The sequence below is a fragment of the Rodentibacter mrazii genome (assembly GCF_001998825.1).
Lineage (GTDB): Bacteria > Pseudomonadota > Gammaproteobacteria > Enterobacterales > Pasteurellaceae > Rodentibacter > Rodentibacter mrazii.
Genome location: NZ_MLHG01000083.1, coordinates 1 through 15,087, shown reverse-complemented (window position 1 = coordinate 15,087; position 15,087 = coordinate 1). Strand labels below are relative to the sequence as shown.

The window sequence follows — 15,087 nt, the reverse complement described above, 5'->3', positions numbered from 1 at the left end:
ATTTTCCGGTGATTGGGTTAAAAATGCCTTCTTCTTCAAATCGTGAGTAGGCATCGGCGGAGAGCACTTCTGCCCATAAGTAGCTGTAATAGCCTGCGGCATAGCCGCCAGCGAAAATATGGCTGAAACTATGAGGGGTTCTTGCCCAATCTACCCCTTTAATGACGGAAACTTGTGATTTCACGGTTTTGAGGGTATCAAGAATTTGATTCAGTTTTTCCGGATCAAAGGTGTGATGCAAGCGGAAATCGAAAATGCCAAATTCCAATTGACGTAAAACAAACATTGCAGCTTGGAAGTTTTTCGCTTTGAGTAATTGGGCTAATTTCTCTTTTGGTAAAGGCTCACCCGTTTCATAATGACCGGAAATAAATGCCAATGCCTCTTCTTCCCAGCACCAATTTTCCATAAATTGACTTGGTAATTCCACGGCATCCCAAGGTACACCATTAATACCTGCCACATCGGATACATCAATTTGTGTGAGCATATGATGAATGCCGTGTCCGAATTCGTGGAAAAGGGTAGTGACTTCATCATGGGTGAATAATGCCGGTTTATCACCGATTGGGGCATTAAAGTTACAGGTTAAATAGGCCACCGGCGTTTGGATAGAACCATCAAGTTTACGTTTTCTACCGATGCAATCATCCATCCACGCACCACCACGTTTGTTTTCACGGGCATAGAGGTCGAGATAAAAACTGCCACGTAACTGATCTTTTTCATCAATCAGATCAAAGAAACGCACATCTTTGTGCCAAGTATCCACATCAAACCGTTCTACCGCACGAATGTTGAAAATGCGTTTAATCAGTTCAAATAAACCGGATAGCACACGATCTTCAGGGAAATAAGGGCGTAGCTCCTCATCATTGATGGCGTAGAGATGTTGTTTTTGTTTTTCGCTGTAAAAAGCAATATCCCAAGGCTCAAGATTTGTGACACCAAATTCTTGTTCACAATAGGCTTTAAGTTCCGCCAATTCTTTTTCACCCTGTGGTTTTGCACGTTTTGCCAAATTATCTAAGAAATCTAACACTTGTTGTGGATTTTCTGCCATTTTGGTAGCAAGAGAGAGTTCGGTATAAGTGCTAAAACCAAGTAATTTTGCCAATTCTACCCGCAAAGTGAGAATTTCTTCCATGATCTTACTGTTATCCCATTTGCCGGCATTAGGACCTTGTTCTGAGGCGCGGGTTGCATAAGCTCGGTACATTTCTTCACGTAATGCTTGGTTTTCACAGTAGGTCATCATTGGCAAATAGCTTGGAATTTCAAGGGTAAAACGATAACTCTTTAACCCTTTGCTTTCAGCGGATTGTTTTGCTGTTTGTAATGCCGATTCGGGAAGACCTTTTAGTTCAGCTTCATCTTCAATCACTTTTTCCCAACCCATCGTGGCATCTAACACATTATTGCTGAATTGTGAGCTAAGTTCGGATAATCGTGATGAAATTTCGCCATAGCGTTTTTGTTTTTCTTCAGGTAATGCAATACCGGAAAGATCGAAATCCCGTAAGGCATTTTCAATGGCTTTTTTTTGTGCCACGGAATAATCGGCAAATTCAGGGCTATTTTTGAGGGCTAAATAAGCATTGTAAAGCCCTTTGTGCTGCCCTACCCAAGTGCTGTATTCAGAAAGTAAAGGTAAGCAAGCCTGATAGGCTTCGCGCAGTTCAGGACTGTTTTTTACTGAATTTAAATGGGAAACCGGCGACCAAGAACGGCTTAGACGATCGCTGGCTTCAGTTAAAGGTAAAATGAAATTTTCCCAGGTAAAGTGCGGTTGATTTAAGACCTGTTCTATCGTATCACGGCAATCTTGAATGAGTTTTTCTACGGCAGGTTGAATATGTTCGGGTTTGATTTGTGAAAAAGGCGGTAAGCCTTGAATGTGAAGTAATGGATTTGACATAGATATTTCCTTTTTTAAACTGTTTCTGTATATGACGGCGAATTCTATAATATCAAGGTTGAAAAATCTAAAAAATCAGCAATAATGGCTCGTATTTGAATGATTTGGGGATGCTATGAAGTATATTTATATTTTGTTGGGTTTTATTTCTCTTGCTCTTGGGATTGTGGGGATTTTTCTTCCACTCTTGCCTACAACACCGTTTCTTTTACTGACGCTATTTTTCTTTGCGAAAGGTTCAAAACGTTTGGAAATCTGGTTTCTTAGCACTTCTATATACCAAAAGCATTTGAAGTCATTTAATGAACGCCGAGTGATGAGCAAAAAAACAAAAATGGTTATTTTGGCATTTGCCAGTTCAATGCTATTAATTGGTTTTTACTTTACTCCAAGTATTGTTGGCAGAAGTATTATTGCCGCATTAATTGTTGTGAAATATTGGTTTTTCTTATTTTGGATTAAAACTGAGGAAGAGTCGGAAGTTGATCCTATTCAAAGAGAAGAGATAAGTAATGAGTAATTTTTTCTCTGTAAATTTGAAAAGTGCGGTTATTTTTTCTGTTATTTTTGCGCTGAATGGGTGTGATAATAATCAGTCACAGAATCCAAAACCTCCTCAACATCAACCCGAACCCACCATTTTAATAGAAAAACCACAGGTACAAAATAATCGAGAGAAACTTGTACGTAGCATAAAATCGGTTGCAGTTTTAGATCCTTGGCAAGTGAAGGAGGAAGAACAGTTTTCCCTTATTCGAGATTTGTTTGAAGGATTAACAGCTTATGATGCACAAGGTAATATTATTCCTGCCGTGGCGGAAAGTTGGAAAACTCAAGATAATAAAAATTGGACATTTATTTTGCGTGAAGGCTTGAAGTGGTCAAATGGTACACCTTTAACTGCACAGGATTTTGTTCTCTCGTGGCAAGCCCTCTCTCAGTCTGAAAGCCCGCTTAAATCTTATTTGCTATATTTAAATTTGAAAGGTGCGAAAGCTGTTTTAGAAAAAAAGCAACCCTTAACAAATTTGGGCATTTCTGCTGAAAACGACCGCACTTTGGTCATAACGTTGGATAAACCTACCCCTTATTTACCCGAGATGTTGGCGCATATTGCATTATTGCCACAATATCGCGATTTGAATTTATCTGTATCAAATGGTGCGTATATGCTTTCATTGCGTGATGAAAAAGGGACTCATCTGGTGAAAAATCCGCATTATTGGCAAAAGGATAGTGTGTCATTTAAACAAGTGGATTATGTCCCTTATGAGACTAAACCTCTTGCTGAATTGGATATTATTTGGTCTTCACCGGAAAAAACAGAAAACATACAATATTTTCCTCAACCATGCGGCTATTTTTACGAATTTAATTTGCGTGATCCGAAGTTGTCTAATCCTTTAATTCGGAAGGCGGTAGCTTCTCTTATTTCCGTTACCGGTATCACAAATAACGAAATGCCCAATGCAATTCCAAGTTCTTATTTTTTACCAAAAGCGATGTTACAAGGGCAAGATTCACGTTGGGAGCCGGTGTTGGCAGAGCAGTTGTTGGCACAAAGCCATATTACGGAAAAGCAACCACTGACTTTACGATTAAGTTATGACAATACCTCATCGCATCAAAATATTGCGAATCGTTTGGCGAGACAATTGTCAGAGTCGGATTTATTGCGTGTAGAGGGTGAGCCGATGAGTTGGCAGCAATTGCAGGAAAAACGGAATAAAGGTGATTTTCAACTAATCCGTTCCGGGTGGTGTGGCGATTTTAATCACCCTATGGCATTTTTAGGTTTATTTTATTCGAAAAGCCCGGACAATAAGAGTGGTTATAGCAATGCAAATTATGATCAGCTTTTTGAACAGGCATTGAAAAGTATATCAGAAAAAGAGCGGTCGGAAATTTATTTAAAATTAAGTGAAATCATCCAACAGGAAAATTTAGTATTGCCACTGTTTCAATATACGACGCCTGTTTATATCTCTTCTTCCATAATGGGGGTAAAGAAAAATTCTATCAGTGCGATCTATAGTAAGTATCTATGGAGAAAAGTGGAAGTCGAGTAAAAAATAACATATTAAATAAAAAATTCCCCACTTAATCATTAAGTGGGGAATTTTTTAAGGATTATTTTTCGTCTTTCTTAACAATTTCTTCGCATGTTTCAATATCGCTACATTTTCCGTAAAGATACAAGCTATGGGCTTTTAATTTAATGCCGTATTGTTCACTGATCTCTTTTTGACGTTGCTCAATAAGGTTATCGGAAAATTCAAATACTTTACCACAGTCTTCACAAATAATATGGTCATGATGTTCTGTTGGTGCAAGTTCAAAAACCGATTTATTCCCTTCAAAATTATGACGAATTAAAATATTCGCTTCGTCAAATTGGTTAAGTACACGGTAAACGGTAGCAAGACCAATATCACTGTGTTGCTCTAACAAAATTTTATATACATCTTCTGCAGAAAAATGTTCGTTTTTGTGATTTTGCATTAAAGCCAAAATGGTCAAACGAGGCTCAGTAATTTTTAAGCCGGCTTTTTTAAGCAATTTAATATTTTCTTCAGACATAAAGTTTCCTTTTTTATAATAGTTAAGCGAGCTCGGCTAAACACATTTCTTCATAAATTTGCTTACACCATTTTTCTACGCGTTCAGCAGTGAGTTCAGGTTGACGATCTTCATCAATACATAAACCGATAAAAGTGCCGTCTTCTAAGAGTGCTTTTGAGGCTTCAAATGTATAACCTTCAGTTGGCCAGTTTCCTACAATAATAGCACCGCGTGGCTCTATAATATCGCGTATTGTACCAATCGCATCACAGAAATAATCGGCGTAGTCTTCTTGGTCGCCACAACCGAAAATCGCCACTAATTTATCCGTGAAATCAATTTCTTCTAAAGTTGGGAAAAAATCATCCCAATCTGCTTGAGATTCACCATAATACCAAGTTGGGATGCCGAAAAGTAAGAAATCATAGGCTTCAATATCTTCTTTTGAGGTTTTTGCGATGTCACGAATATCAACTAAATCATTACCCAATTGCTTTTGAATCATTTTCGCGATATTTTCGGTATTTCCTGTGTCGCTACCATAAAATAGACCCACTACTGACATTTTTCTTTCCTTTTAATTTAAACGTTTAAACAAACAAAATTTGTGCAAACTATACCATAAACTAGTTCTCATTTAAACCAATTAATTCTTATTTAGAAACCTATTAATAGCACGAATAACAAAGTCCGGTTTTTCTGCATGAACCCAATGTCCGCAGCCGTTTATCGTGAATGATGTGGCGTTAGGAAATTGCTGTAAAATGTATTGTGCGTCTTCCGGTTTAATATAAGGGGAATCCCCGCCTTTAATAAATAAACTTGGCACCATCACATTAACATTTTGCCAATCCATTAAGTGGTTATAATTATTGAAAAGTGCGGTTAAATTAAAACGAAAAAATTCAGGCGAGTCGGGTTCAAAGGATTTCAACATAAATTGAATTACACTTGGATCATTAATTTCTTGCTCTAGAATTTGTTTCGCCTGTTGACGTGTTTGGGGTTTAGCCTGTTTCACGGCGAATAAGCCTCTAAAAACATCTTGATGACCTTGCTTGCCGTAAGGAAGAGGCGCAATATCAATGACAATCAATTTTTCAACAATTTCAGGATGAAGTGCGGTTAATTTCATCGCTGTTTTTCCTCCCATGGAGTGACCAACTAAAATGACTTTTTTCAAGTTAAGATGTTGGATAAGTGTGAAGAGATCTTCCTCCATGAGTCTATAATTCATTGATTCTGCATGAAAACTTCGTCCGTGATTACGCAAATCAACACGCAGGATATCGTAATCGTCACTGAATGCTCGGGCAATAACGCCGAGATTATTCATATCGCCAAATAAACCATGAATAAAAACCAAGGTAGGGTGATTAATTACTTGTTTTGTTTGATGAAATTGATAATTTAATAATTGAAGGTTAGGCATAATTTTTGCGTGAGAATTAGTTGAGAAGTCGTTATAATGGGCAAAATTTTAGCAAAGGGAGAAATAAAAATGAAGATCATTGAAGTGGATGAAGAATTGTACCAATACATTGCGAAACAAACCCAATCCATTGGTGAAAGTGCTTCCGATATTCTTCGCCGTTTGCTCAATTTACCGGCTAACTCAAGTAACACTCTGGATTTTGTTTCTTTTGATAATACGATTAATGAAAGTGCGGTCAAATCAAACAATATTTTAACAAAAGAGACAAAGTCAGAGAATGTATCTCAAACTCAGCCTGAACCTACATCAAAAACAGTTGAATCTAGTGCGCCGAAAACTGTGAAAAAACAATCAGAGACGGCGATTAATCAAATAGCAGATAAGGTTCGTGCTTTATTAAGTTCTTCCGAATTTCAGGAGGAAAATAAAGCGGTTGTGCGTTTTTTAGCAATTTTACGGGTGCTTTACCGCACCAATCCGGAAAGTTTTGCCCAGGCAACGGAATCCCTACAGGGGCGTACCCGTGTTTATTTTGCGCGTGATGAAGCAACATTATTGATGGCGGGTAATCATACCAAGCCAAAACAAATTCCGGATACGCCGTATTGGGTGATAACAAATACAAACAGTGGCAGAAAAATGTTGATGTTGGAAGGCGCAATGCAATCAATGGATTTGCCGGAAGATCTTATTAACGAAGTGCGTACCTATTTTGTCAGCAACTAAATTATTTCCTTGGCAAATTTTTGCCAATGATCCTCAATACCGTGAAAAGATCGCCTTGCGTTCATCGCAAGGTGATGTTTTTACTTGGGAAGAAATTGAGCAAAAAATCAATGAAACTGCCGCTTTTTTACAAACACGTGGTATTACATCGGAAAGTGCGGTCGCTTTTTGTGGTAAAAACTCCGAGGCGGTTCTTTTTCTTTACCTTGCGACTATTCAGTTAGGGGCAAAAATTCTTGGGATAAATCCGGCTTTTCCACAAGAAAAAATCACTGAGCTATGCTGTGAATACGCCATTGATTTATGTTTGTGTGAGAAAGATTTATTGGCTATTTCAGGTGGTGATTTATCCGAAGGGATTCCTCAGACAGATTTTTTTCGTCCGGCGACCATGACTCTCACTTCCGGTTCAAGTGGCTTGCCTAAAGCTGTAGTGCATCATGTGCAGGCTCATTTGGATAATGCCCGTGGAGTGTGTCAATTAATGCGCTTTGATTCCTCACAATCTTGGTTATTATCCTTGCCGTTGTATCATGTTTCGGGCCAAGGCATCGTGTGGCGCTGGTTGCTTTGCGGTGCCGAGCTACATTTTCCGCAAAGTGATTTCTATGAATCAGTGCTACGGACAACACATGTATCATTAGTTCCAACCCAGCTTCAACGTTTGCTTGATCATCTTAAGCAGCATCCTCAAGCAACCTTTAAAACGACGCATATTTTATTGGGTGGGGCTCATATTCCGGTGGAATTAACCCAAGCTATCCGCCGATATAGTATTTCCTCTTATAGTGGTTATGGTATGACGGAAATGGCATCGACTATTTTTGCCAAACGGTCAGATGGTTTTATGGGCGTGGGGCAACCGCTTTTAGGGCGGGAATTTCAGCTCGTGAATAGTGAAATTTGGCTAAAAGGTGCAGGTCTTGCTATGGGTTATTGGAAAAACGGCGCGATTATTCCACTTGTGAATGAACAGGGGTGGCTGCAAACCAAAGATAAAGGCATTTGGCAAAATAATGAGTTGGTGATTGTCGGACGTTTAGATAATATGTTCATTTCCGGTGGCGAAAATATTCAGCCGGAAGACATTGAAAAAGTGATTTTAGGTTCAGGATTGGTCAAACAAGTTTTTGTGTTACCTAAGTCGGATACCGAATTTGGTGCGAGACCTGTTGCAATCCTTGAATTTTATGAACACTTCACTGAAAGTGCGGTCGAAATGTTGCGTATTTTTTTACAAACGCATTTAGCACGTTTTAAGCAGCCAGTTGCATATTATCCTTTGCCAAAGGATTTACAGCAGGGGGCAATTAAGATTTCACGTAAAGCGTTAGCGCAATGGCTGGCGTGTCAAGAATAGGTAGGAAAAATATGAAATTACCTCGTTTTTTAACCGCACTTTCAGTGAGTTTTATAGTGAGCTTTGCCCTTGCGCAATCAGTTATGGCAGAGCAAGGAAAATCACTCCCGACAGAACAAAGTCTGAAAGCAGATTTATCTGAGGCACAAAAAATAGATGATGGCGAAACGAAAAAAACGCGCATTAGTGAGTTGCAGACGTCCCTTGATTTGTTACAGAAAATTCAAAATCAACAAAAAAATAATAATGATTTAGATAGCACGCTTAGTCGCGCAGATGCGGAAATTCAAAAAAATAATACGGATTTACAAAATCTTAAAAAGAATTTAGAGCAAGCCAAGGTAGATGACTACGCATCAACGCCTTTAGAGAATTTGCAAAGCGAGCTGGAGAAACTGAATAATCAGCAGCAAGATAGTCAGATAGCATTAACTGCCGCCAATGCTTTAATGGCGGGGCAAAGTGGGGTTTCAGAACGTGCGCAGACTACACTAACGGATAATTTAAAACGTACACAAACTTTAAACCAACAACTTTCCGAGCACACGATAAGTACGACTTTACAACAGCAATATCAGTTGGAATTGCAACTAATTGAACTAAAAAATGTTTATAGCCAAACCTTGTTAAAAAATAGCGATCAGCTTTCTTTACTTTATAAAAGCCGATATGACTTATTAAATGTTAAACAACAGGTTCAACAGCAGCAGATTTCTGCAATTCAAGAAGCGATTAATCAGAAAAATTTAGAAAAAAGCCAAGATAAAGTAGAACAAGTACAACAGCAGAAACAAAGTGCGGTTAAAAATAATTACATTCAAAAAGAATTGGATCGCAATGCACAACTCAGTAAGCTTTTGTTGGAGCAAACGGAAAAGACAAATACATTAACGCAAGACGAGCTCAAAATGCGTAATGTGTTGGATAACTTAACACAAACTCAACGTACGATTGATGAGCAGATCAGTGCGTTGCAAGGGACACTTGTGCTGTCACGCATTATTCAGCAACAAAAACAAAAACTGCCTACGAATCTAAATATTCAAGGATTATCAAAACAAATTGCTGATCTGAGGGTGCAAATTTTTGATATTACACAACGCCGTAATGAACTCTATGATCTTGATGCTTATATTAAAAAAGTAGAATTGAATGAAGATCAAACTTTTACCAATCCGGAAAAAGCACAATTAACCACTTTGCTTACCGAACGCCGCAAAATGGGGTCTGACTTAATTAAATCGTTAAATAATCAACTAAATTTAGCGATTTCTCTAGAGTTAACTCAACAACAAATTACACAAATCAGTGATCAAATTCAGTCAAAACTCGATCAACAAAGTTTTTGGGTAAAAAGTAATAACCCGATTAATTTGGATTGGCTGAAAGCGTTGCCAATGTCATTAGAGGCGCAATTAGATGGCATGATGAAACGCCTTGGTTTCCCTACAAACTATGATAATTTGCCCTCGTTGCTGACTTATGTATTTTTTCTTATTGTGATTGGCGGTGCGATTTTTAAATTCAAACCTGCTATTAAACAACGTTTGGCTATGATTAATGGCGAGATTAATACGTTACATGCCGATACTCAGTGGCACACGCCGATGGCGTTGATTTTAACGGGATTGCTTAATTTATCCGGTACACTTTGGTTTCTTGCAATCTGTCAAATAATCGGCTTTTTCTTCTTCCGTAATCCTCAGGAATTTTGGGATTGGTCGTTCCGTATGGCGGGATACTGGTGGTTCTTCAATGTGTGGTTTGCGATTTATCGTCCAAACGGAATTTTCGTACGCCATTTGGGATTTGCACAAGAAGATGCTGAGAAATTCCGAGATGTGGTAAAACGTATTATTATTGCCGTCGTTCTATTGTTGAATACATCGGTATTCAGTAATGTAATGGATAATGGATTAGCAAATGATGTATTAGGCGAACTCAATACGATTGCCTCTTTGGTTTTTTGTATAGTTATTATCGCACCTCGTTTTAATCGCGCCCTTCGTGCTTATGAAGAAAATCAAGCGGAACGCAATAATGTGATTGTAAAAACCATTCAGATCTTATTACAGTTGGTTCCTATTGGTTTAATTCTATTGATTGTACTCGGTTATTACTATACTGCACTGAATTTAATTCAACATATCATCAATTCTTATATCGCTTGGTGTATTTGGTTTATTTTACGCAATGTCATTTATCGTGGCATTACAGTGTCATCGCGCCGCTTAGCACATCGCCGTCTTATGGAAAAACGCCGTCAAAAATTGGAAGAATTTAATGATGGTGTGCCTTCAGATGATGTTGTTGTGATCACAGACCAAGAAGAAGGCTTAGCGTTAAATGAAGTAAGAAGTCAATTACTACGCTTTGCAGATTTGTTTATTTGGTCAGCATTATTTACGATTTTCTATTTTATTTGGTCGGATCTTGTAACGGTGGCAAGTTACTTACGTGATATTACGTTATGGCAACAAATCTCGGTGGTAGATGGCGCAAATGTCATGGAAAGTATTACATTATTTAATTTACTTGTAGCACTTATCATCGTGGGCATTACCTATGTTCTTGTAAGAAACATTTCGGGTATTTTAGAAGTCTTGCTTTTCTCACGTTTGAAATTATCGCAGGGAACCCCTTACACCATCACAACGTTGTTAACCTACGTGATTGTAGCGGTAGGCGGAGCCTGGGCATTTGCTACATTGGGAATGTCATGGTCAAAATTACAATGGTTATTCGCCGCACTTTCTGTAGGGCTTGGTTTCGGTATGCAAGAAATTTTTGCGAATTTTGTTTCCGGTATTATCTTGCTCTTTGAACGTCCGATCCGTGTGGGCGATACTGTAACGATTAATGGGGTAAGTGGCACGGTAGCGAAAATCCGTATTCGTGCGATTACCTTGATTGATTTTGATCGAAAAGAGGTGATTGTTCCGAATAAATCTTTTGTTACCGGTCAGGTGATTAACTGGGCGCTTTCCAGTACGATGACCCGTTTGGTTGTGACTGTCGGAGTGGCTTACGGTTCGGATTTGGAATTAGTGAAAAAATTACTTCTTCAAGCTGCCAACGAGCAACCGGCGGTACTGAAAGATCCGGAACCGCGTGCATTATTTTTATCCTTTGGGGCAAGCACGTTAGATCATGAATTACGGGTTTATGTTGGTCAGCTTTCTGAGCGTACAAATACGACTGACTCTCTCAATCGTCGGATCAATGAGCTTTTTGCAGAAAATAATATTGATATTGCATTCAATCAGCTTGATGTCTTTATTAAAAATAATGACACAGGGGAAGAAATTCCTTTCGTCGATGTCAATGCGACAAATTTAGCCACTAAAAAATAATCGAAAAATAAGAGGTAAATATGGCAGGCAACACAATAGGGCAACTTTTTAGAGTAACAACTTTCGGCGAATCACACGGTATTGCGCTAGGTTGCATTGTAGATGGAGTGCCGCCAAATATGGTGTTATCCGAAGCGGATATTCAGCCGGATTTAGACCGCCGTAAACCGGGTACTTCACGTTATACCACCCCTCGTCGTGAAGCAGATGAAATTCAAATTTTATCCGGTGTATTTGAGGGAAAAACTACGGGAACGAGTATCGGCATGATTATCAAAAATGGCGATCAACGTTCTCAAGATTATGGTGAAATTAAAGATCGCTTCCGTCCCGGACATGCGGATTTTACCTACCAACAAAAATACGGCATTCGTGATTACCGTGGCGGCGGACGTTCTTCCGCACGTGAAACGGCTATGAGGGTTGCAGCCGGGGCGATTGCGAAAAAATATTTACGGGAACAATTCGGCGTTGAAGTACGCGGTTTTTTAAGTCAAATCGGTGATGTAAAAATTGCTCCGCAAACTGTGGGTAAGATTGATTGGGAAAAAGTGGAGAGTAATCCTTTTTTTTGCCCTGATGAAAGTGCGGTTGAAAAATTTGATGAATTGATCCGAGAACTCAAAAAAGAAGGGGATTCCATTGGAGCGAAGCTCACCGTGGTTGCTGAAAATGTACCATTAGGACTAGGCGAGCCGGTGTTTGATCGCCTTGATGCGGATCTTGCCCATGCCTTAATGAGCATTAACGCCGTAAAAGGGGTAGAAATTGGTGACGGTTTTGCAGTGGTGGAACAGCGCGGTAGTCAACATCGAGACGAAATGACACCAACGGGTTTTGAAAGTAATCATGCAGGTGGAATTTTAGGCGGTATTAGCTCCGGTCAGCCGATTATTGCCACTATTGCATTGAAACCGACTTCAAGCATTACGATCCCCGGGCGTTCTGTGAACCTTGATGGTAAGGCAGTAGATGTGGTGACAAAAGGTCGTCATGATCCTTGCGTGGGGATTCGTGCTGTACCTATTGCGGAAGCGATGGTCGCTATTGTGCTATTGGATCATTTATTACGTTTTAAGGCGCAATGTAAGCAGTAGAGCGTGTGAAATGAATAAAATTATATTAAAAACTGCGGTTGGTTTAACTGCACTTTTTTGTTTTAGTCTGCAAGCCTCTCCACATGATTGGCAGCAAATTAAGCGTCCTATTCCAAGTGAGAATGGAAAAGCCCAGCCAATCGGAAGCTATTCTAATGGTTGTATTATCGGTGCTGAAGCTTTACCGGCTAAAGGTGATGGCTATCAAGTGATCCGTATGAATCGTAATCGCTACTATGGACATCCAGAGATGATTAAATACCTTAAGCGTTTGGGGGAAAAAGCGAAAGCAGCAGGGTTGCCAACGATGCTTGTAGGTGATATTGCCATGCCGGGTGGAGGTCGTTTTCTGACGGGACATGCTAGCCATCAAATGGGATTAGACGCGGATATCTGGTTACGCATGGGGGCAATGTCTGATGCGGATGCATTAAATTCAGATGGAAAAGGCTTGTTGGTGGTTGATAGAAAAGCACAACGGGTTGATGATCGTATATGGAACAACAACCATGCAACTCTGATTAAACTTGCCGCCCAGGATCATGGTGTTACCCGTATTTTTGTGAACCCGGCAATTAAGCTAAAACTATGTCAGACAGCGGGTAATGATCGAGGTTGGCTGCATAAAATTCGCCCTTGGTTTGGCCATGATTCACATTTTCACGTTCGTTTAAAATGTCCTGTTGATGCGGCTCATTGTGAAGAGCAAGCATCGGTTCCATCAGGTGATGGATGTGGTAATGAACTTTATTCTTGGTTTGAACCGGCGAAACCAAGTACGGGCTCAAATAAACCAAAAGTTGTCCCACCTGAACCGTTTTTATGCCAGCAAATATTGACTTCGCCAAATCGAAGTGAATGGTTAGAATAACTTGAGAGGAAAATAATAGAGCACATAGTATGGAATTGGGCATTGATATTTTAGCAATATTATTTGTTGTGGCATTTGTTGCCGCATTTATTGATTCAATTGCTGGCGGGGGCGGCTTGATTACCATTCCGGCCTTACTCATGACAGGGATTCCGCCGGCTGTCGCACTGGGTACAAATAAGTTGCAGGCGATGGGGGGCGCATTTTCTGCAAGCCTCTATTTTTTACGTAGAAGAGCGGTGAATTTACGGGAATTTTGGTTTATTTTACTTTGCGTTTTTCTCGGTTCAGCCTTAGGCACAATCTTAATTCAACTGCTTGATGTGTCTGTATTTAAGAAAATTTTGCCATTCTTAATTTTATCCATTGGATTATATTTTCTTTTTACACCTAAATTGGGCAATGAGGATCGTAAACAACGTTTAACTTATGTGGTTTTCGGTTTTTCTATTAGCCCATTTTTAGGTTTCTATGACGGCTTTTTCGGACCGGGGACGGGTTCTATTATGAGTCTGGCTTGTGTAACCTTATTAGGTTTCAACATTGCAAAAGCGACAGCCCACGCGAAGGTGATGAATTTTACTTCAAATCTCGCCTCCTTTTTATTTTTCTTAGCCGGCGGGCAAATTTTGTGGCTCACAGGGATCGTGATGATGGTCGGTAGTATTCTTGGGGCAAATTTAGGTGCTAAAATGGTGATGACAAAAGGTAAAACTTTAATTCGCCCTATGGTAGTAGTGATGTCGTTTTTGATGACGGCAAAAATGGCATATGATCAAGGTTGGTTTAATATTTAAAGTGCGGTTAATTCCGTAACTGTTTTTAGTATGGCAGATTCTCAGCAAAATATTCGTTTAACTGCACGTGTGGGCTATGAACCGCACTTTTCATGGTCGTATTTAAAACCAAAATACTGGGGTATTTGGTTAGGTGTTTTCTTTTTGCTTTTATTGGCGTTTATACCATTTCGTTTGCGTGATAAATTTGCAGCAAAATTAGGTGTATGGATTGGGCATAAGGCAAAAAAACAACGTAAACGCGCCCAAATTAATTTGAGTTATTGTTTTCCGAAGTGGACAACACAGCAGAGAGAGCAAGTCATTGATGAAATGTTTGCCGTAGTCGCTCAAGTGATGTTTGGTATTGGTGAAATTGCAGTCCGTTCTAAAAAACATCTACAAAAACGCAGTGAATTTATCGGTATTGAGCATATTCAAAAAGCGAAAAGCGAGGGATATAACATTATTTTAATGGTACCGCATGGTTGGGCGATTGATGCTTCCGGTATTATTTTACATACCCACGGGATGCCAATGACTTCCATGTATAATCCTCATCGCAATCCTTTGGTAGATTGGCTATGGACAATCGTCCGTCAGCGTTTCGGCGGAAAAATGCATGCCCGTCAAAATGGCATTAAGCCTTTTTTGACAAGTGTTCGTCAAGGAGAAATGGGATATTACTTGCCTGATGAAGATTTTGGGGCAGAACAGAGTGTGTTTGTTGATTTTTTCGCTACTTATAAAGCGACGCTACCGGGACTAAATAAAATGGCAAAACTGGCGAAAGCTGTTGTAATCCCAATGTTTCCTCGCTATAACGCGAAAATCGGTAAATATGAAATGGAAATTCATCCTACTATGTTGCTGAGTGATGAACCTGAAAAATCCGCTCGGGCAATGAATGAAGAAATCGAATCTTTTGTCACTCCAACCCCGGAACAATATGTTTGGATTTTACAATTATTAAGAACAAGAAAAGATGG

The 15,087-nt window shown here is 39.4% G+C and carries 13 protein-coding genes and 1 pseudogene; 10 read left to right on the top strand and 4 right to left on the bottom strand.

The genetic code is table 11. From position 1 onward, the window contains the following. A partial coding sequence (gene prlC / locus BKK47_RS10870) for an oligopeptidase A (RefSeq protein ID WP_077494851.1) occupies positions 1-1,918 on the bottom strand: 1,918 nt, incomplete at its 3' end. Between the two features lie 115 nt (positions 1,919-2,033). Here prlC and BKK47_RS10865 point away from each other — a divergent pair. After that, positions 2,034-2,438, top strand: coding sequence for a YbaN family protein (locus BKK47_RS10865; protein WP_077494850.1), 405 nt, complete (start codon positions 2,034-2,036; stop codon positions 2,436-2,438). Further along, complete coding sequence (locus BKK47_RS10860) at positions 2,431-3,987, top strand: peptide ABC transporter substrate-binding protein (RefSeq protein ID WP_077494849.1); 1,557 nt, start codon at positions 2,431-2,433, stop codon at positions 3,985-3,987. The genes BKK47_RS10865 and BKK47_RS10860 overlap by 8 nt, the downstream gene beginning before the upstream one ends. A 61-nt stretch (positions 3,988-4,048) precedes the next feature. On the opposite strand, the gene fur is transcribed toward BKK47_RS10860, so the two are convergent. The 3 genes from fur to BKK47_RS10845 all read right to left on the bottom strand — a co-directional run bounded on the left by fur (position 4,049) and on the right by BKK47_RS10845 (position 5,912). Continuing rightward, positions 4,049-4,498: a ferric iron uptake transcriptional regulator gene (fur, locus tag BKK47_RS10855; protein WP_077494848.1), complete on the bottom strand. Its 450-nt coding sequence runs from the start codon at positions 4,496-4,498 to the stop codon at positions 4,049-4,051. Positions 4,499-4,520: 22 nt separating this feature from the next. Then, the gene (gene fldA / locus BKK47_RS10850) at positions 4,521-5,045 is read right to left on the bottom strand and encodes a flavodoxin FldA (RefSeq protein ID WP_077494847.1); all 525 of its coding nucleotides are present in this window, start codon (positions 5,043-5,045) and stop codon (positions 4,521-4,523) included. Between the two features lie 81 nt (positions 5,046-5,126). Then, positions 5,127-5,912: an alpha/beta fold hydrolase gene (locus BKK47_RS10845; protein ID WP_077494846.1), complete on the bottom strand. Its 786-nt coding sequence runs from the start codon at positions 5,910-5,912 to the stop codon at positions 5,127-5,129. 36 nt (positions 5,913-5,948) lie between these two features. Between BKK47_RS10845 and BKK47_RS12875 the strand changes: the two are divergent. The 8 genes and pseudogenes from BKK47_RS12875 to lpxM all read left to right on the top strand — a co-directional run. Continuing rightward, positions 5,949-6,038: pseudogene (locus BKK47_RS12875) on the top strand (replication initiation negative regulator SeqA); the annotation flags it as partial. A gap of 3 nt (positions 6,039-6,041) precedes the next feature. Further along, positions 6,042-6,641 (top strand): replication initiation negative regulator SeqA, encoded by a 600-nt coding sequence (gene seqA, locus BKK47_RS10840; protein WP_425271851.1) that lies wholly within the window; start codon positions 6,042-6,044, stop codon positions 6,639-6,641. Further along, on the top strand, positions 6,628-8,001 hold the full coding sequence (menE, locus tag BKK47_RS10835) for an o-succinylbenzoate--CoA ligase (RefSeq protein WP_077494844.1): 1,374 nt from the start codon (positions 6,628-6,630) through the stop codon (positions 7,999-8,001). Before seqA ends, menE begins: the two co-directional genes overlap by 14 nt. A gap of 11 nt (positions 8,002-8,012) precedes the next feature. Then, positions 8,013-11,354, top strand: coding sequence for a mechanosensitive channel MscK (gene mscK / locus BKK47_RS10830; RefSeq protein WP_077494843.1), 3,342 nt, complete (start codon positions 8,013-8,015; stop codon positions 11,352-11,354). A 20-nt stretch (positions 11,355-11,374) separates the two neighbouring features. After that, positions 11,375-12,451, top strand: coding sequence for a chorismate synthase (aroC, locus tag BKK47_RS10825; protein WP_077494842.1), 1,077 nt, complete (start codon positions 11,375-11,377; stop codon positions 12,449-12,451). A 10-nt stretch (positions 12,452-12,461) separates the two neighbouring features. Continuing rightward, on the top strand, positions 12,462-13,322 hold the full coding sequence (mepA, locus tag BKK47_RS10820) for a penicillin-insensitive murein endopeptidase (RefSeq protein ID WP_077494841.1): 861 nt from the start codon (positions 12,462-12,464) through the stop codon (positions 13,320-13,322). A gap of 29 nt (positions 13,323-13,351) precedes the next feature. After that, positions 13,352-14,119: a TSUP family transporter gene (locus BKK47_RS10815; protein ID WP_077494840.1), complete on the top strand. Its 768-nt coding sequence runs from the start codon at positions 13,352-13,354 to the stop codon at positions 14,117-14,119. 30 nt (positions 14,120-14,149) lie between these two features. Further along, a partial coding sequence (lpxM, locus tag BKK47_RS10810) for a lauroyl-Kdo(2)-lipid IV(A) myristoyltransferase (RefSeq protein WP_077494839.1) occupies positions 14,150-15,087 on the top strand: 938 nt, incomplete at its 3' end.

Excerpts from the sequence above, each read along its gene's own strand:
- aroC (WP_077494842.1), top strand. The coding sequence starts at position 11,375 with ATGGCAGGCAACACAATAGGGCAACTTTTTAGAGTAACAACTTTCGGC.
- fldA (WP_077494847.1), bottom strand. The coding sequence starts at position 5,045 with ATGTCAGTAGTGGGTCTATTTTATGGTAGCGACACAGGAAATACCGAA.
- mscK (WP_077494843.1), top strand. The coding sequence starts at position 8,013 with ATGAAATTACCTCGTTTTTTAACCGCACTTTCAGTGAGTTTTATAGTG.
- BKK47_RS10845 (WP_077494846.1), bottom strand. The coding sequence starts at position 5,912 with ATGCCTAACCTTCAATTATTAAATTATCAATTTCATCAAACAAAACAA.
- BKK47_RS10815 (WP_077494840.1), top strand. The coding sequence starts at position 13,352 with ATGGAATTGGGCATTGATATTTTAGCAATATTATTTGTTGTGGCATTT.
- BKK47_RS10860 (WP_077494849.1), top strand. The coding sequence starts at position 2,431 with ATGAGTAATTTTTTCTCTGTAAATTTGAAAAGTGCGGTTATTTTTTCT.
- mepA (WP_077494841.1), top strand. The coding sequence starts at position 12,462 with ATGAATAAAATTATATTAAAAACTGCGGTTGGTTTAACTGCACTTTTT.
- BKK47_RS10865 (WP_077494850.1), top strand. The coding sequence starts at position 2,034 with ATGAAGTATATTTATATTTTGTTGGGTTTTATTTCTCTTGCTCTTGGG.
- fur (WP_077494848.1), bottom strand. The coding sequence starts at position 4,498 with ATGTCTGAAGAAAATATTAAATTGCTTAAAAAAGCCGGCTTAAAAATT.